Raw genomic sequence first — 17,005 nt, 5'->3', positions numbered from 1 at the left:
GAGCATGTTAAGGGGGCAATCTGAAATGAAGCTGAAAAAAACAGCCACCGCGAGTGGGTGGCTGTCAAGGCTCTCAAACAAAAAACTAGGGAGATATTATGCGAAGGTATCCGACATCAAGTTACTGAACCATTTGAGCATTTCTTCGTGGTTATCCTTGTTGATACCGCTGGATTCGGTCACGCCATTACCCGTTGGCAACATCGTGCCTGTCACCGGATCGTAACGGTAAACCACTGACAACCACGAAGCAGTCGTGCTAGTAATCGGTGTATAGCAAGCTGAATTCGTCATCGGCGACGGATTCACCGCTTCACCACGCAACAAATGCACAATCGCATCCGCACACACTTTCGCTTCAGCATTGGCGATATGCCCTGCTTTCGGCTGTGTCGTTGCCGCAGCATCACCGATCACATGGATTTTGGGAAGCGCGGATTCATAGCTCAGCACATTCACACCTGCCCAACGCCCGCCAACATTCGCTAGCAGTGGGTTATCGGTAATGATCTTGCCTGCGCGGTGCGGTGGAATCGCATTAATCACCTTGCCCTTGAATGCACCCGCACTGGTGTTGACCGTGCCGGTATTCGCGTCAATACTGCTAATGCTGGCATTCGGGACATAGGTGATGTTCTTGTGGATATTCTTGAAAGCATTGGTGAAGTTTTCCACTTCTGCCTGAATACCGGGGTTGGCATCCAATACCACGACTTTGCCGCCCTTCTTGGTACGGGTCAGGTAATCTGCTACCACACAAGCACGTTCATACGGCCCCGGTGGGCAACGGTACGGTTTTGCTGGAATAGTCAGAATGAAGGTATCCGCTTTGGTCATGGCCTTGATCTGGGTTTGCAGTGACGTGGTTTGCACACCCGCTTGCCATGCGTGTACCACTTTCGCCTGCGCCGCCGCTGTGCCGGACATCGGCAGTGCATCAAACGCCACACCGGGGGCAATCACCAAACGGTCGTAAGGCAGTTTGCTGCCATCGTTGAGCGTGACTTGCTGACCGACGTAATCAATCGCGGTGACGGATTTGGTAATCAACTTAACGCCGTACTTGCTGGTCAGCGTGCCGTATTTGTACGACAACTGCGTGAGGGTGCGCTCACCCGTCAGCACTTTGTTGCTGAAAATATTGGAAATATAGGTCGGGTTAGGTTCAACCAAGGTGACTTGCACCCCTGTTCCGCCCCACAAGCGTAAGTATTTGGCGACGGTTGTCCCCGCCATGCCGCCACCAATCACCACGACCCTGCCATTAGCGCCGGTATTTCCCGGCATGGTCACACTGCCAGCAGCCAAAACATCAGCAAACGGTGCCATCATGCCCAATGCTACACCCGTACCGAGTAAACGTAAAAAGTCTCTGCGTTGCATAGCCCGCCCCTCTTATTTAGGTTGTTTGGAAAAATAGTCGGCAATCAGGTTGATTTCTTCTGCCGTGTAAGCCTGCGCATGGACAGCCATAATGTCCTGACGTGCTGGCTCGAACTGCATTTCCATCAATTCACCTGAAATTTCGGACGCGCGTTCGCCTGCCAGATGTTCCATGCCGTAACCGTCCGTGCCGTGGCATTGGAAACAATTCGAGGCGAGAAGCCGTCCGGGGTGATTGAGCGTGGCGGGGTTGGCGGAAGCCAAAGCGGGGAGCAGCACAGATACGGCTACTATTGTAGTCAATAAGTGTTTCATGGGGGTTGCCTCTTTTATGTGGTTATCGAAGCTGCCAGTTTATGATGAAAATTCATTAACTTGCATCGGGCATACCATACATCAAATCTATAAAAAAGTTAGACAAATCACATAAGACATTTGTCCTATACGCTGACTGAATGCCTTAAAAGCGCACGGTGACCTGCAAACCGCGCTCATCGACACCTGTAACGATTTGCACCTCCGCCTGATGAATTTCCGCAATACGCTGCACGATGGAAAGCCCCAGCCCGCTACCGCTGGCAGATGTACCTAACGGGCGGTAAAACCGCTGCGAAATCTTCGCCAATTCTTCCTCCGGCAAACCACAACCATCATCACTGACACTCAGGTAAGGCTTGCCCTGCCGCTGCCCAATAGCTACCACCACCTGCGTACCGGCTGGCGAGTAACGCACCGCGTTATCCAACAAGTTGCGTAGCATCACCTGTAACAAGGCAGGCAGACCCTTGACGCTGATGTTTTCACCGTCCAGCAATTCCAAGCGTACCCCAGATTCCAAGGCTTTGGGCGCAAGCTCTGCCATCACTTCCGCCGCCAATGCTCGCAATGGGCAAAGTTGTAAGTTGGCGGTATCGGCACTTTCCAGCCGTGCCAGCGTCAGTAATTGCCCAATCAAATGGGTGGCACGGTTGCAACCCTGAATCGCATTATCCAGCGCACGGTTACGCCCTGCCTTATCCGTCGCACCTTGCGCCACTTGCACTTGCGCTTTAATGGCAGCCATCGGGGTGCGTAATTCGTGGGCAGCATCGGCGGTAAAACGGCGCTCGTTTTCGATCAGCTTGCCGGTGCGGGCGAACAGGTGGTTGAGGCGTTCGATCAGCGGCATGACTTCACGCGGGGCAGCCACTTCCAGCGGGGCGAGGTTGTCCGGTTGGCGACTAGCCACCGCTTGCGTCAACTTCGCCAACGGACGCAAACTCACCGCCACCACCCACCACAATACCCCCGCCAGCAAAGGTAGCGTCAGCAGCAAGGGAAATAATAAGGTGAAGGTTATCTTGCCTGCCAATTCGTTACGCAGTTCCAGCAATTCCGCGTCACCGTCCTCGTCATCATCCTCGCGCTCATGTTTGCGATGCTTGAACATCGACTCAACTTGCTCAGCATAATGCTCCAACACATCATCCAACTCATGCCGAGTATCGTAATAGACGAACGTCGCCACGCCACCCCACACCAGCGTCACCACTCCCAAGACCAACAGCAGCAGGCGTTGTTTCAGTGACATCTCAAGTCGCCTTGTCGCGGGGGATGAGATAGCCCACGCCGCGAATGGTTTCAATCAAGCCGGGGTACAATTTGCGCCGCAGGTGGTGAATGTGGACTTCCACGGTATTACTTTCGACCTCCTGCCCCCACGCATACAGCTTGTCTTCCAGTTGGGCGCGGGATAGCACCCTACCGACATTCAGCATCAATGCCTGCAACACGGTGAATTCACGCGAGGAAAGGTCAACACTTGCGCCCTGATAACTGACGCAATGCCCAGCGGGGTCAAGTTCCACCCCACCGACCTGCAACAGCGGCGTAGCGAAACCACTGGCACGACGAATCAAGGCTCGCAAGCGTGCAGACAATTCTCCCATATCAAACGGTTTGACCAGATAATCATCCGCACCGGTATCCAAACCCTGAATGCGGTCTTCCACCGTATCGCGGGCAGTGAGGATCAGCACTGGCAGGGTGGACTGACGGTGGCGCAAACGTTGCAGCACCTCCAAACCAGATAGGCGTGGTAAACCCAAATCCAGCACCACCGCTGCGTAAGCTTCTGTCAGCAGTGCATGATCTGCCTGGATGCCATCCCGCACCCAATCGACCGCATCACCGGACTGCTTCAGCCCTGCCTGAATCGCATCACCCAGCAGGGCATCGTCTTCCACCACCAAAATCCGCATACGGGTTAACTCCCCGACAACTGAATGCTCCAGAACACCAGAAAACCGCTAAACAACACCAGTGTCGCAATCGGCTGTTCTTCCACCGTGTGTGCTTCGATCAGCAATTCCTCGGTCACAAGGTATAGCAACGCTGCTGCACTGAATGCCAATGCCGCTGCAATCACCGCATTGGATGCGCCCGACAACAGGATATTCCCCAGCACCGCACACACCAGTACCGTAACCGCCAATGCTCCAGAAATCGCCACAATGCGCCAGCCTTTGGTACTTTCCGACGTCAATGCTAGTCCCAAGAACAGCAATTCCACCGACAGCCCCAAAGACAGAATCATCCCCGTTTCACCGCCTGCCGCAAAGCCTGCACCGATAATGAAACCATCCACCGCAATATCAATAAAGGTCGCCACCAGCAAGCCCCAAGCCAGCCCATTTTTGGTGGGAGCATGACCATCACCCGCCTCCAGACGCATTGTCCACAGTTTCATGCCGTACATGAACAGGCTTCCCGCCGCAAACGCCGCAATCAGCCACCGAGCCGGGAGCATGTTCGCGCCCAATTTCCGGTAACAGCTCCACCGCCAACGCTGCCAGCACTACCCCTGCGGCAAAATGCTGGATCAGGCTGCGCATCTGATGACTGGGATGCCAATACATCGCCAGTACCCCACCACCCAACGCCACCAGCGCGGGGATCAGCATGAACAAAAATTCCGTCTGATTCATGAATATCCTAAGTAAGCGATTAAGAATCCTGCACTCGCCAACGCCATCACGACACCGAGCCAAGCGTAAGTACGTGGAATACTAACCACATTCGCCGCTTGCTTGTATCCGGTAAACATCGCACGCACCAGATTTTCCTTGTGCAACACGCTGCTAATCAGCACGCCCGCAATGTGGACGAACACCACCAGCAACATCAGATTGGCAGCAATTTCGTGCAGTTCCTCGAAAATATCCTCATCGCCGAATTCCCAATGCAAACCTAAACCGCTGATGCTGATCAGCGAACCCAACGCCAGCAACAGGAAAATCGCTACTGCACCCGCTGGGTTATGCCCCAGATAATGCTGCGGATGCGAACTCAGCAACGAACGCATGTACTGCACCACCTCGACTGGCTTAAACACAAACGCGGCGAAGCGAGCATAAGCCGTTCCCACAAAACCCCAGACCAAGCGAAACGCAATCATCCCCAGCAGCAAATACCCCAAGGCTAAGTGGATGTCGCGATACCGTTCCGATTCCGCCGTCAGGTACGCGCCAGCAAACGACAGCGCTAATGTCCAATGGAACACCCGCGTCGGTACGTCCCACACCAAGATACGTTGTAACATGGCATAACCTCCTTACTTGGGAATGCGGATATTATCTTCGTCGAAATCACCCTTGTCCGCGCTGGTATGGCACGCCATGCAGTTGGAAGCACTTTTGATGGACTCGCGCTTCCACGTTGCGGGCGAAACTTCATCGTGTTCATTCTTGAACCAACGGGTTTCCGTAATGCGCAATACGGGCTTTGCGCCGCTATCCGCTTTACGTTCTGACGCCGCATTCTGTTCGAGGAAAGGTAGAATCTCGGCAACGGTCGCCTCATCCAGACTCGCATCGGTATCGAAATGCTTGTCCAGCGTGCCCATCATTTCCTTCCAAGAGGAGGCGGGCAACATACCGGGCGGGTAAGCCATGTGGCAAGCACTGCATTCGGTTTGGAACGTCGCGTTGGTGGCGGTCATTAAACCACCCTTCATACCTTCGTCATGTTCACCGCGTTCGCCGCGCTCGTCATCGTCGCCGAATGCCTGCATCGCCCCAAAACCAGACAGCATCAGCACCGCCAATGTGATAGCCAACGTTGATTTTTTTGCTTTGAATAACATGGGGAACTCCTTACTTGATCGCCATTAAATACGTCAGCACATCACCCTTTTCCAGCGAAGTGCACTCACGATCCAGCACATCGCCACAGTTGCGTTTGAACCACTTGGCGACCTTTTTCGGGTCAGTAAAACGCTCGGCATTGGCGGAAGGGGCTAACGGATCAATCGCCTTATCGGTTTTGGCGTGCTTGCCCACATCAGCGGGATTTGAGGTGTGGCAACTGGCACAGCTCCAGTCATTACCGTGGGTATTGTTGAAAAACAGCTTACCGCGCTCGGCATCAAAACCCTTGAAATCAGGTGCTTCGGTCTTGGCTTGTGCGGTGAAGCCATCGAGGATTTCTTGCGGGGTTTCTGCCATGACAGGTGCGGTCAGAAGAAGCGTGCAGACTGCAATAGCCTGCCAATAGTGGGTGCGCAACATAAAAATACCTCATTACATGAATAACAAGGGTGATGTTGCGCCGTTATCCTTAAATAACCCTTAAGCGATGGCAACCTCGAACACCTAAAAGTCGATCACCAGATTCAAACTAGTGAAACTATCCGTTTTGTCTTTATTAATGTAAAAAATCCTCGAAAAACCAAGCGGCGAATTCATGCCGACCATTCAAACCCGATTTGCGGTAAATAGCGGTCGCCTGTTGGCGCACGGTCTTTTCCTTAGCATCGCGAATACCGGCAATTTCTTCAAAACTCAAGCCTTTCAGTAGTAATAAGGCAATTTCTTTTTCGCTGGGGGTGAATTCCCATGTCGTAAGCTGTTCTTGAATCACTTCGCTGTATTGACGTAATTGATCACATCCCCACCCCTTGCGGTAAAGCGGGCAGGGCAAAGCCAGCGCGGGCAGCGGTAATAACACTGGCAAGATAAGCCAAGGCAGACTGTCCACGTTTGCGGCAAGTACCGATGATGCTGGCCAGCATGGCAAACGCACGGCTCCCCGTAGCACTCTTTGTGCCATGGTTGGTTTTGCGCAGGATCACCCAATGGCGCAACGCCCGCTCAGCCTCATTATTGGTCAAGGGAAGCCACGGGTGGTCAAGGATTCGGAAAATGGCATCCCAATCATTGATGAACTCTTTCGCCAGTGCCGCCGTCTTGTCATGGGCAGATACGGCATGGATCAAGCATAATGCCCTGAATTCCAGGAGTTTTGCCTGATGGCGTTGACGGATCACGTCGGTTTGCGTCCCCACCGTGCCGCCTGCTGCCCGCCAAGCGTAAATGTCGTCCTGTAATACCCTCAGCCAAGCGAGGGTGAAGTTGCCAAACGTCCGCCCGTCTTTGTCCAGTGATTCTGCCAGCCCACGGGCTTTGCGGATCAGGTGCGCCCAGCAACGCAAGCGTTTGGGGTGGTGGCGGTAAGCGGCATAGCCATCACTCATCAGCCAGCCCCCAAAGTGGGGGCTAATCACGTTGTCGAGCATTTCAATGGTGCGCTGCCCTACGTAGAAACAAACGCTGAGGGTGGTGACGAATGTCCATAGCCACAGGGCTTCGCCACGCTCTTTCCAAGAGGTTTCATCAATATACAGCACCCCGCCGTCAGCGGTGGCTTCTGCCAACAGCCCTTCCACCAAGGCATCTTCCAATGGAGAAGCACTCGCGGCTGCTTCCTCAAAACATTGCTGCAACACCCCGACACTTAGGGGAATGCCCAACACCTCCCGCAACAGTTCTTGTGTGCCACGCAGTGACAAGCGTGAGCGCAGCCGTAGGTGGACAATAAGTGCCGCCAGATTGCCCCCAATCAGCCGCCACTCGCCCACATCAACCTCCGGGTATAACGGGTCGGGAGCTTGGCGATGCGGGATATGGCGGCTCACATGACCGCAGGTGCATACGCTATCGTGAAGGTGGTGGCGGGTGGTGATGACGGTCAGTCCGGGGTTCCCATCCGTGCCAAACTGGATGTCCACACTGTCATAGGCGGTATAAATACGGGAGACAGCCGCATCCAGGGACCTGCCACAGGCTTCACATCGGCTGGGGTAATGGTGTTCGTCTGCATTGATGGGCGGATGCCATACCCGACCATAACCCGGTGCGCCGGGTTGTTTACCCGCTTTGCGTTTGGCTGGTTGGGCTGGCTTTGTGCCCGCCACAGCTTCTGGTTCCGGGGTTGGCTTTCCTCTGGCTGCACCCACCCCTTCTGTTTCGGGCAAAGCCACCGTTTTGGGTGACGTTTCCCACGGGAAACCGCTGCTGGGTGGTTTGGAGGAGTTGTTGGAGTTTTGGTTGATCTGTTCCCGCGCTTCTTTCAGGTCATGCAACAACTTGGTCGACAGGTGCAGCAGTTCCTCCGGCGTGAGCTTGGCAAGGTACTGGCTGTTAAGCTGTTTGAGGCTGTGGTCTTTCAGTTGTTGGGTCATCGGGGGAGTGTCGCAAATTTAGTGCGTTTGGGTAAGGGGGGACTGTTCAGTTACGTATTGACGACTGGCTTGACGCATTTTGTCGTTCATTTGACTGAGATTCTGATTAAGTTCGTTGATATTTTTATGGGTAGTTTTTAATTGATGGCGCAATACTTCAACTTCCTGCATCCTGCCATGAATGACATGAATGAGAAAGGCAATACCGAGTGTCGACGCGACAATAACAAATGATTCCAATGCAAGACTCAACAAGCTGTACTTGCCTTCTTGATATTCACCGTAATCGTAATAAAAATCGCGCATATTCAAAATTATAATAATAATTAATAGACTGATAAATAGCAGTTCATGAGTACGTGGCATTAGCGAATCTCCTTCCGTGGGTGGGTACTGTATGAAAACATGGGGTGGTTTTCTCCCTTACGCATGTGCTACCCCGCTGCCGTAACAACGGGGCTTTTTTTATCGTGTCATTGTCACTATTAAGCGAACGTGTCGTTAAACAAATTCGTCGTCCAATCAAACATGCGACTGTAATATTTGGCACTAGGGGCTGCCGCTGCACCAAACGATTCTGGGACAACCTTCATCGTGCCACTGGCTTGGTCATACGCATAAACCGCCGTCAACCATGATGCAGTCGTCGCAGAAATCGGGCTGTAACACGCCGAATTGGTTACCGGTGCTGCGTAAGGCTGACCGCCGGACAACAGACGCAATATCGCATCCGCACACACTTTGGCTTCCGCATTGGCAATATGCCCTGCTTTCGGCTGACCTGTGCCTTGCGAATCACCAATAATATGGATGTTCGGTACTGCCGTTGACTCGTAACTCAACGGATTCACACCCGCCCAACGCCCACCCACATTCGCCAAACCGGATTGCAACACAATCGAACCCGCACTTTGCGGCGGAATCACGTTGAGCACATCCGCTTTGAAATCGCCCGCACTGCTGTGTGCAATTTTCGCGTCGGAATCCACGCCCTGCAACGCCGCATTCGGCACGTATTGCACGCCGTATTCAGTAAACGCCGCCCCGAAAATCGCTGGCTCGACGATAATCGACGCATTTGCATCCAACACCACGACTTTAGAACCGGGTTTATTGGTACGTAACCAATCCGCCACCACACAAGCGCGTTCATACGGCCCCGGCGGGCAACGGTACGGCGCGGCGGGAATGGTCATCACAAACGTGCCCCCCGCTGGCATTGCCGCCAATTGTTGTTGCAGCAAGGTAGTTTGCGCCCCCGCTTTCCATGCGTGTGGCACTTTATTGCTGTCTAAACCTGGCACATCCATGAACTGGATACCCGGTGCAATAATCAAGCGGTCATACGCCAAAGTCGTGCCGCTACGCAAGTTCACAGTTTGGTTGGGCGCGTTAATAGCATCCACCCAATCGTTTACGACTTTAATCCCGTACTTGGAAGCCAGTGTGTTGTAATTAAAGCTGATTTGCCCCAAATTGCGCTGGTTGTTTAATACCAGATTGCTGAGGATCGGCGAGTAATACGTAGCATTGGGTTCAACCAACGTCACATCCACAGCGCTTGACCAGTAGCGCAAATATTTTGCAGCCGTTGCCCCTGCAAAACCACCCCCGATAACCACAACGTGTGGGCGCGTGGTAGCCGCTGTAATAATGCCCGGAAAAGCTATCGCTGCGGTCGCTGCCGATGCTAAGCCTAGTGATTGCAAAAATTGACGACGATTTAAACTAGACATTAGTTAGTCCCTCCACTTTTAGGTAAAGCAGCGATATACGTCGCCATTGAGCGAATTTCGTCTTCGCTATAACCCTTGGCCTGATAGTGCATGATGTCGATTTTGGTGCTGTATTTCATTTCCAGCATTTCCGACACCAAATCCGCAGCAGAATCACCCGCAATGCTCTCAATTCCGCTGGCAGAAACACCGTTCATGCCGTGGCACTGAAAACATTGCGAAGCGAGTAAACGTGCGCCATCGGGGGCTGCAATATTGGGGGCAGTACTACCACTAGCGGTGGTGGTTGTACCTGTTGTGGTCGTCGTAGTACCATCATTATCATTACCGCTTGTCGTCGTGGTAGAACTTCCACCACCGCCGCAAGCCGTCAGCAACACCCCTAGCGCAAGTGCTAAGGGAATGTTTATACTGGCTTTCATGAATATTTCTCCATTTGCCATTTACCAAAGTGCTTACCCAATCACTGGGTGAGTTGTTAAATGCCTCAGTGCTCGTAACACCGAGGCATTTTTTTAGAAACCAAAATCTTTGACGGATACTTCCTCCGCAACCAAGACGCCCTGCGCATTGATTTGCCCGTCGACCTCAACCAATGTGTTCAAGCGCAACGCACTGGCAGCACCATCCTCGAACTCGGTACTCGCCGTCGTTACCACGGCTTGCCGATTCACACTGAAATCAGCGATGGAAACAAAGCGTGTGACCACCCCTTCCAGCTCCACCTCCGCACCAGTTTCGAAGTGATCGTATTCATTTTCCAGCTCAATTTCGTAAGCCAGCAAGCGATTGCCTTGCAAAACCTGCCGTGTTTTTGCTTCAACGTATTCACCATTGGCAAGCGCTGTCGTTCCAAAATCTTTCTGGAGTGCTTGTGCGTAATCAACGGTCAAATTACCGATCTGAAAAGTTTTATTGAGCGTATCCAATTGCCGCACGAAGCCTTTAACCTCTGTTGCTGTTCCCGGCTCATAACGCAGGGCTTTCAAGGTAATACTCGCGGCAAGTAGTACATCTTGCCCATCCCGAACCCCTGACACTTCCACGACATTATCCACACCGAGTTCAGCAAGCTGGCTAAAGCCGTGAAAGACAGTGAGCGCATTCACCCGAATCACCTGTCCCATAATATCGATGTGGATGCCATCCTGCGTTACCGCTGTCACCGTACCTTCCAGCTCATTCGTGAACGCCACTTCGTTTGCTGTACCGGTCAAACCATCCGCATTGATCGTACCCTTAACCACAACGTATTCGCCAATGCGGTATTCATTTTGCCCTGTAGCGGGGTGTCCATTACGGGTGAGCTTGGCACTATCAATGTCATACTCAATGCCGTTAACAAAAATACTACCGAAGCCAGTGATCGGGCCTGCGGCAATGCCCGTGCCACCAATACCGCCGTTAGCGAGCTGGGTTGAACCACTCCCCACACAAGCAACCAACAACACAACCGACAACAACGGCGCCAACAGCGTTTTCATGTTCATGGGCTATCCTCAATTCTCTCTTCTGGCTGCTCGGCAACCGCTTCCTCGAAATAATAAATACCCACCCCTGCACGCATTCGTCCCACACCATCTGCCGGTGGATGGCTGCCCCCATCTTGAGTGGCAAGCCACGCATTAAACTTAATCAATAAGTCCATGCCCTCTTGACCGACCATCTGCTTAAACGCAGGCAACGCGGCTTCCGGCAGATTGTCGTAACAAACCTTGCGCTGAAAATACAACTGGCTACGTTCTTGGGTGAGCACGTTATGGTCGATTGTCTGAATTAACGCCGCCACATCCGTGCCTAAAATAGACAGTTTTTCCGCCTCATCCGCATGGGGAATGTAACCCGCCCCCATGAGTTGCGCTTGCCCGCACGCATCCAGTTGTACCGCCCCGACCCGTTCCATTTCCTGAAACATGGCACGGTACGGCATATCCCCACTGTAACGACTCACCAACGCGGCAAAACTCCCTTTTTCCCCTTGCAGCGGTAAGTTAGCAGGCTGCCCTACTGCATTCAGGAATTCAGTATCATGTAACCAGCCCGTCATCACTCGCGCTCCCCGGTTATAGCTAGGGGTTGGGACATGCCCACCGTCAGCCCCGATTAGGCGTAACTGTGCCACCTCTTTACGTGTCAACCCCGTCGCAATCGCAATCCTTGAGGTGGTAGGGCGTTCCCCCGTGGCAAGCAACGCCTCTTCGGACACTTCCACGTAAATCTGTTTGAACATCTGATTCAATTCTCCAACCGCAACGCCCTTACGGTGCAGAATACGCACCAAGGGTTTAACTATGCGGAGAAAAGCGAGTTTCAGATGAGTGTTCATAATTTGGGAATTTAGTCCCAAATTTGGCGACTGTCAAAGCCGCATTAGTGCTAAACTTCAGCGATAAGACATTTGCCTGATAAGGAAATAAGCCATGCCACGCACCAAAGAAACCTTTCTAATATTGGTATTACTGCTCGTCGCCCTGCCCTATACGTATGATTTTTTTCATGAAATACAAGAAGACAATCACAATGTAACCGATCTCATCATTGAAGGCTGTGCCATGCTGCTCGCACTGTCGGGGATTGGTTTCTTGATCAAGGAAATTCACCAACGTCAGTCTGAAGCCGAACAATTGCATTCCCAACTGAATCGCACCCGTGCTGATCTTCTCAGCACACGCCAAGACTTGAGCGCCTTGAACACCCAAATAGCTGAAAAAATGGAGAAAGCCAGCCGCCAATACGGCGAAGTTATTCAGGAACAATTGAGCGCGTGGGATCTAACCCAAAGCGAAAAAGACGTGGCTTTGTTACTGTTGAAAGGCTTGAGCTTTGAAGAAATCGCCACGGTGCGTGATACCAAGGAAAAAACGGTGCGGCAGCAGGCGACTGCCATCTACCGCAAGTCTGGTTTGAACGGGCGACACGAATTTGCCGCCTGGTTCTTTGAAGATTTTCTAGGCTAAACCTGAGTTTAACCGCGAGCAGGTAACATCCGCAATAAGGTGTTATCGCGCTGAATGTAGTGATGATACAGACCCGCTAGTGCGTGTAACCCAATCAGGAAATAACCCATTGTCCCCGCCGTTACGTGAATTTCTTCCAACAGTTCGACTAATCCTTCATTGGGCGCAATCAATGCCGGTAATTCTAAACCAAACCAAATAACGGCTTTACCTTCGCCACTGAGTATTGCCCACCCCAGTATCGGCATTGCCAACAACAAAGCATACAACGCAGCATGGGTCAAACTGGAGAACAACCGTTGCCAAGGTTGAATAGAGGCTTCTTTAGCAGGTGGTGGGTTCATCCAACGTATCGCCAGACGCAGCGATGTCACGCCAAACACCGTCAACCCCAGCATGAAGTGCCAGCTTTTCAGGGCATTGCGTGGGTCACTGCCTTTAGGGTATAGCTCACGCAGTTCAATACAGGCATACACCGCAATCAGTAACAAAAGAGTCAACCAATGCAGCGCAATCGGGAAAGGTTTATAACGGGATGTTGTGTCGTACATGTTCATTTTCCTTGTTTCAGTGAGGCATCAGTGCCAAGGTTATTCCCCTGCTTACCACCATTCTGGCGACTGCGTTTGCCAGTAATCATGGCGCGAATGAGCTGAATACCCAGCACATTACCCATCACGACAACCGCACTCACATGCACAACCACTGCCCACATCGTAATGGTCGCAAACAGCTCATGCAGATCTTCCAGCCAGCCTTCGCCCCAGAACTGATCCCACGTCAATAGCCAACCGGTTATCACCACAGCAGCGAGCATCGACATTAAAAACAGCACCATTGCGCCGCCTAACGGGTTGTGCCCTTCTGCGGGATCAACCGTTCCGCTACGCATCTCGGCAAGGTGTTGGCGAATACGGGCAGGCGTTGGAAAGAAGCTGCTGAAACGGGCATTGTGGTTGCCAGTAAAGCCCCACACTACCCGTCCCAGCAGTAAGAAGCCGATGGCGTAACCCGACCAGTTATGCGGCGGATCACCGGCTTCCAGCACCCAGAAATCCAGCAGGAACAACGTGGCGACAGACCAGTGGAACAGCCGAACAAATACATCCCAAACAACGATTTCATGCGTGCTGTTTTTCATGGGGAGTTAATCCATTTCTTTTTTGACGACTTCGCCAGTTGCGGTATTGAAGTAGGCTTCTACTTTACCCATTTCTGGGGCAGCAGCCGGAGCAGCAGCGACAGCCGGAGCAGTAGCGGCTTTATCAGCTTCAGCCGCTGGTTTCGCGTCTTCTTTCGGTGCCATGCCATAGACTTCGTAGCATTCGCCATCGGTCTTGAATTTGTAGATAACCCAACCGTAGTCATTAACAATTTTCTTCTGCATGTCCAATTCAGACAACCACTTGTCTTTAGGGTTAGCAGGGCAATCCGCAGCAGCAAACGCGGTTTGTGCCGTCAGCGCGGTCAGCAACATAACGGTTGCAAGGCTTACTTGTTTCAACATGATTCAATACTCCATCGAATTAAAAAAGATCAGGTTCATTACCCAACTGGAGTGCATCATGCCTCACCCAACCACCAACGCACCATCGGAGAAATGCCGGAATAGCGCCGTGCAGGCTTAGACAAATCTCCCACCCGACATTTGCCGGATAGTGTTATCTACTGAAATCCTGCTGTAATTTTCAACTATTTCTGCGCATTAAAATTTGCAAAAATGTGTTAGCAATCACAGATAAAGCCGTGTCAACCACGCATAATGCCTCCCATGCACTCAGTGCAACCCAACAACCGAATCAGATTGCCAGATTGACCCCTAAGCAGGAGCTACCGCCATGTTAAAATTTATCGTAACACTCACTTTGTCCCTGACTGTTTTCGCGGCTGTGGCAAGCTCTGATCAACTGACATCTGCACCTGCTGCAAGCAAAGGTCTGCAAGTCATCGTTCAAAATGAAGCCGTTGCACCCGGTTTGTGCCGCCTGCATTTTGAAGACGCCAGCACTAAAGATGTCACCTGCCACTAAGTAAATCATTTTTGTTCAATCGTTCACTCTGACTTTTACCCGCCCACCATGAGTCACCATGGTGAGGCGGGTAACGCTTTTTTAGCCCTCTGCAAAACCCACTTAACCCCTTTTAAAAAATTCTTGTAAAATGTGTTTTCTATCACGGATTTTACACATTAAAAAATCCATAATAACTTTCAAGCAGCCAGCATTAATAATTAATCATGACTGCGGGGCATCATTAATAGTTAAAGGGGTTTGCGTCATGTTTAAATTTATTCTTTCTGCGGCATTATTAATGGCTTCTTCCGTTGCCAGCGCTGATACCAACACAACCGCAGTCACCGCCAGCGCTGCTAAAGCGATTCCGATCATTATCAAAAACGAGCAGCTCGACACAACCATGTGCCGCCTGCATTTTGAAGATGGCACGCAAAAAGAAGTGAAGTGCGATTCTACGAACGAAAAAGCGTCTTAAAGCGATTTGTACATTCGTATCAAACACGACTATGCTCAGCTCCACGATGAAAAATATAAGAATCCACTCGGATATAGGAGCACACAATGGAAAATCCAATCATTAGCATGGCGCAGGCAAAGTTTGTGGTCATCAGTAAACACACCCGTAGCCTCGCCATGCACGTTGGCAATGAAAGCCACGCCTCATTTCACATGTTGGTGTGCCGTTTTCTGGAAAATGATCAAGATCTTTTCGCTGCCGTCATCGCCCCCCGTGACAACCCGCACCACCTCGCGCAACGGGTAGTCTCGTTTATCAGTGCTTATTTACGGGTAACGGATAGAGCAACGCTGGAACAGGAGATGTTACGTTGTATCGAAAGCTACCTACGCCAGCACGCCTTAAACGCGCCGCCATCCCCCGCTGGTTAAACCATCCAACGTCCATGATCCAATCCGATAACGAATCAGTCGCAGGGTCGGAAAACCAATCGCGGCGGTCATGCGGCGCACTTGCCGATTCCGCCCTTCACTAATGGTGATTTCCAACCAACTATCAGGAATCGCTTGGCGCACGCGTATCGGCGGGTTACGCGCCCACAAATGCGGTGGCTCACTGATTAAACGCACGCCAGCAGGACGCGTCATGCCATCTTTCAACATGACCCCTTGGCGTAATGGTTCGACATCCGCTTCCGTGGGCGTGCCTTCCACTTGCACCCAATAGGTTTTGCTCATTTTGTGCTTGGGGTCGGAAATGCGGTGTTGCAAGACGCCATCGTCGGTCAGTAACAGCAAGCCCTCGCTGTCGCGATCCAAACGCCCAGCGGTATACACACCGGGGACGTCAATATAGTCGGCAAGCGTTGCCCTGCCTTCCTGATCGGTAAACTGGCAGAGCACATCGAACGGTTTGTTGAATAACAGAATACGGGGCACGGTATTAGCCTTTGTGATGTAACGCCTGCATCACTTTTTTGTTGCGGATTTCAACGCTAATCTTACCATTCCCTAAATCCTTCACGATAGCTTCATCGTCTTCACGCTGCCACGTCACGCCTTTCGCGGTAGCCTCATCCGGCTTGCCAAACAAATTCAGGATTTTTTTGCCGTGGGTGTCATACAACGCCTCGTAATTGCCGCTGGTTTTGAGTTGCAACTCGACGCTGCATAACTGATCTTCCACGTACACCGCTTTTAGGAAGCTCAGCTTTTCGCCCCACAGCTCACCCACTTCACCCGCGACGGGTACGGCATTGCATTCTTCCAGCACGTAGGCTTTGCGTTTGTCGCCTAAGCCCGTTTTGCCCGTTGTGCATTGCAACGGCTTTATCAGCAAGGCATCTAATGCTTTACCAGCGACGGCGCGTTTATCGCCGAGTTTGAGCGTATCCAGCCCGTAACGGTCAAGCGTGGTGTCATCCGGTGCGGATAGCATATCTTGTTCCAGCCGATCACAACCCGCCACGGCGAATAGGAGCAACGCTGAAAAACAGTAATGGGTTAATTTCACAGTAGCCCTCATAAACTGTGGTGGAAAAATACCTCCCCGCTCACGGGGAGGAAGATTGTCGGAGGAGTCCACGACTTGATACACGGTTGTCGACGCCGGTATCAACGGTTATGACCGCCTATTCAATAAAATGTTCAGTGGAACTTGAATATTAACAGCAGGTCATATAAATTTGAGAATCATTTTCATATGCAGGTAGCCAGCTCATGAGTTTAGCCAATGCCCAACCCCTTTCTAGCTTAGCGGAACACCTTTTCGGTCATATCCATGCGGTGCAAACTGACAATGCTACCCGTATCCGCCTATTAGGCATGGGTATCGGCACAGGTTCACGTATTGAAATCTTACGTAACCGCAATGGCGACATCGTGCTGGGTAACGGTAATAACCGTATTAGCCTAGGACGCACCATCACCGCCCATATCATGGTTCAGGTGCAGGAGTAA

Annotated in this window: 26 protein-coding genes; 5 read left to right on the top strand and 21 right to left on the bottom strand. The window is 51.9% G+C overall.

Translation table 11 applies throughout. From position 1 onward, the window contains the following. Window positions 1-96: 96 nt before the first annotated feature. The 16 genes from J1836_RS14635 to J1836_RS14560 form a co-directional block, all read right to left on the bottom strand. Window positions 97-1,383, bottom strand: a complete 1,287-nt coding sequence (locus tag J1836_RS14635; RefSeq protein ID WP_207251891.1) for an FAD-dependent oxidoreductase — start codon at window positions 1,381-1,383, stop codon at window positions 97-99. A gap of 12 nt (window positions 1,384-1,395) precedes the next feature. Next, window positions 1,396-1,698 (bottom strand): c-type cytochrome, encoded by a 303-nt coding sequence (locus J1836_RS14630; RefSeq protein ID WP_207251890.1) that lies wholly within the window; start codon window positions 1,696-1,698, stop codon window positions 1,396-1,398. Between the two features lie 145 nt (window positions 1,699-1,843). Beyond that, window positions 1,844-2,953 (bottom strand): ATP-binding protein, encoded by a 1,110-nt coding sequence (locus J1836_RS14625; RefSeq protein ID WP_207251889.1) that lies wholly within the window; start codon window positions 2,951-2,953, stop codon window positions 1,844-1,846. Window position 2,954: 1 nt separating this feature from the next. After that, complete coding sequence (locus tag J1836_RS14620; protein WP_207251888.1) at window positions 2,955-3,623, bottom strand: response regulator; 669 nt, start codon at window positions 3,621-3,623, stop codon at window positions 2,955-2,957. Window positions 3,624-3,628: 5 nt separating this feature from the next. After that, complete coding sequence (locus tag J1836_RS14615; RefSeq protein ID WP_207251887.1) at window positions 3,629-4,120, bottom strand: ZIP family metal transporter; 492 nt, start codon at window positions 4,118-4,120, stop codon at window positions 3,629-3,631. After that, a complete protein-coding gene (locus J1836_RS14610) occupies window positions 4,077-4,349 on the bottom strand; it encodes a hypothetical protein (protein ID WP_207251886.1) in 273 nt (90 codons plus the stop codon). Before J1836_RS14610 ends, J1836_RS14615 begins: the two co-directional genes overlap by 44 nt. After that, window positions 4,346-4,963, bottom strand: coding sequence for a cytochrome b/b6 domain-containing protein (locus tag J1836_RS14605; protein WP_207251885.1), 618 nt, complete (start codon window positions 4,961-4,963; stop codon window positions 4,346-4,348). The genes J1836_RS14610 and J1836_RS14605 overlap by 4 nt, the downstream gene beginning before the upstream one ends. A 12-nt stretch (window positions 4,964-4,975) precedes the next feature. Continuing rightward, window positions 4,976-5,506 carry a diheme cytochrome c gene (locus J1836_RS14600; protein ID WP_207251884.1) on the bottom strand — a complete coding sequence of 177 codons (531 nt, stop codon included), beginning with the start codon at window positions 5,504-5,506 and terminating at the stop codon, window positions 4,976-4,978. Between the two features lie 10 nt (window positions 5,507-5,516). Continuing rightward, on the bottom strand, window positions 5,517-5,930 hold the full coding sequence (locus J1836_RS14595; RefSeq protein ID WP_207251883.1) for a DUF1924 domain-containing protein: 414 nt from the start codon (window positions 5,928-5,930) through the stop codon (window positions 5,517-5,519). Between the two features lie 136 nt (window positions 5,931-6,066). Then, window positions 6,067-6,342, bottom strand: coding sequence for a helix-turn-helix transcriptional regulator (locus J1836_RS14590; protein ID WP_242632863.1), 276 nt, complete (start codon window positions 6,340-6,342; stop codon window positions 6,067-6,069). After that, window positions 6,305-7,882, bottom strand: a complete 1,578-nt coding sequence (gene tnpC, locus J1836_RS14585; RefSeq protein WP_242632653.1) for an IS66 family transposase — start codon at window positions 7,880-7,882, stop codon at window positions 6,305-6,307. The genes J1836_RS14590 and tnpC overlap by 38 nt, the downstream gene beginning before the upstream one ends. Window positions 7,883-7,900: 18 nt before the next feature. Beyond that, window positions 7,901-8,248: a hypothetical protein gene (locus tag J1836_RS14580; RefSeq protein ID WP_207251881.1), complete on the bottom strand. Its 348-nt coding sequence runs from the start codon at window positions 8,246-8,248 to the stop codon at window positions 7,901-7,903. A 119-nt stretch (window positions 8,249-8,367) separates the two neighbouring features. Continuing rightward, window positions 8,368-9,618: an FAD-dependent oxidoreductase gene (locus tag J1836_RS14575; protein ID WP_207251880.1), complete on the bottom strand. Its 1,251-nt coding sequence runs from the start codon at window positions 9,616-9,618 to the stop codon at window positions 8,368-8,370. Beyond that, window positions 9,618-10,040 (bottom strand): c-type cytochrome, encoded by a 423-nt coding sequence (locus tag J1836_RS14570; RefSeq protein ID WP_207251879.1) that lies wholly within the window; start codon window positions 10,038-10,040, stop codon window positions 9,618-9,620. Before J1836_RS14570 ends, J1836_RS14575 begins: the two co-directional genes overlap by 1 nt. A gap of 93 nt (window positions 10,041-10,133) precedes the next feature. Next, entirely contained in the window at window positions 10,134-11,102 is a 969-nt protein-coding gene (locus tag J1836_RS14565) for a DUF5666 domain-containing protein (protein ID WP_207251878.1), read from the bottom strand. 2 nt (window positions 11,103-11,104) lie between these two features. Then, window positions 11,105-11,944, bottom strand: a complete 840-nt coding sequence (locus J1836_RS14560) for a DUF6502 family protein (protein ID WP_207251877.1) — start codon at window positions 11,942-11,944, stop codon at window positions 11,105-11,107. A 94-nt stretch (window positions 11,945-12,038) separates the two neighbouring features. On the opposite strand from J1836_RS14560, the gene J1836_RS14555 reads away from it, so the two are divergent. After that, complete coding sequence (locus J1836_RS14555) at window positions 12,039-12,575, top strand: helix-turn-helix transcriptional regulator (protein WP_207251876.1); 537 nt, start codon at window positions 12,039-12,041, stop codon at window positions 12,573-12,575. Between the two features lie 8 nt (window positions 12,576-12,583). Here the strand turns inward: J1836_RS14555 and J1836_RS14550 are convergent, their stop codons facing one another. The 3 genes from J1836_RS14550 to J1836_RS14540 are packed head-to-tail and all read right to left on the bottom strand — an operon-like array spanning window position 12,584 to window position 14,082. Continuing rightward, on the bottom strand, window positions 12,584-13,126 hold the full coding sequence (locus J1836_RS14550; protein WP_207251875.1) for a cytochrome b: 543 nt from the start codon (window positions 13,124-13,126) through the stop codon (window positions 12,584-12,586). Between the two features lie 2 nt (window positions 13,127-13,128). Further along, window positions 13,129-13,716, bottom strand: a complete 588-nt coding sequence (locus J1836_RS14545) for a cytochrome b/b6 domain-containing protein (RefSeq protein ID WP_207251874.1) — start codon at window positions 13,714-13,716, stop codon at window positions 13,129-13,131. Between the two features lie 6 nt (window positions 13,717-13,722). Then, window positions 13,723-14,082 (bottom strand): PepSY domain-containing protein, encoded by a 360-nt coding sequence (locus J1836_RS14540; RefSeq protein WP_207251873.1) that lies wholly within the window; start codon window positions 14,080-14,082, stop codon window positions 13,723-13,725. Window positions 14,083-14,413: 331 nt separating this feature from the next. On the opposite strand from J1836_RS14540, the gene J1836_RS14535 reads away from it, so the two are divergent. From J1836_RS14535 to J1836_RS14525, 3 genes are all read left to right on the top strand, one after another. Continuing rightward, window positions 14,414-14,605, top strand: a complete 192-nt coding sequence (locus J1836_RS14535; protein ID WP_207251872.1) for a hypothetical protein — start codon at window positions 14,414-14,416, stop codon at window positions 14,603-14,605. A gap of 247 nt (window positions 14,606-14,852) precedes the next feature. Further along, entirely contained in the window at window positions 14,853-15,065 is a 213-nt protein-coding gene (locus J1836_RS14530) for a hypothetical protein (RefSeq protein ID WP_207251871.1), read from the top strand. Between the two features lie 86 nt (window positions 15,066-15,151). Further along, complete coding sequence (locus J1836_RS14525; RefSeq protein WP_207251870.1) at window positions 15,152-15,478, top strand: hypothetical protein; 327 nt, start codon at window positions 15,152-15,154, stop codon at window positions 15,476-15,478. Here the strand turns inward: J1836_RS14525 and J1836_RS14520 are convergent. Both J1836_RS14520 and J1836_RS14515 read right to left on the bottom strand, forming a co-directional pair. Next, entirely contained in the window at window positions 15,449-15,985 is a 537-nt protein-coding gene (locus tag J1836_RS14520) for an rRNA large subunit pseudouridine synthase E (RefSeq protein WP_207251869.1), read from the bottom strand. The genes J1836_RS14525 and J1836_RS14520 overlap by 30 nt on opposite strands. A gap of 4 nt (window positions 15,986-15,989) precedes the next feature. Beyond that, window positions 15,990-16,559, bottom strand: coding sequence for a hypothetical protein (locus J1836_RS14515; RefSeq protein ID WP_207251868.1), 570 nt, complete (start codon window positions 16,557-16,559; stop codon window positions 15,990-15,992). Between the two features lie 206 nt (window positions 16,560-16,765). Here J1836_RS14515 and J1836_RS14510 point away from each other — a divergent pair, with 206 nt between their 5' ends. Continuing rightward, window positions 16,766-17,005: a FeoA family protein gene (locus J1836_RS14510; protein ID WP_207251867.1), complete on the top strand. Its 240-nt coding sequence runs from the start codon at window positions 16,766-16,768 to the stop codon at window positions 17,003-17,005.

This window comes from Thiothrix fructosivorans, assembly GCF_017349355.1.
GTDB classification, from domain to species: Bacteria; Pseudomonadota; Gammaproteobacteria; order Thiotrichales; family Thiotrichaceae; genus Thiothrix; species Thiothrix fructosivorans.
The sequence above is the reverse complement of the archived record's forward strand: the minus strand, read 5'-3'. Positions and strand labels throughout refer to the sequence as shown.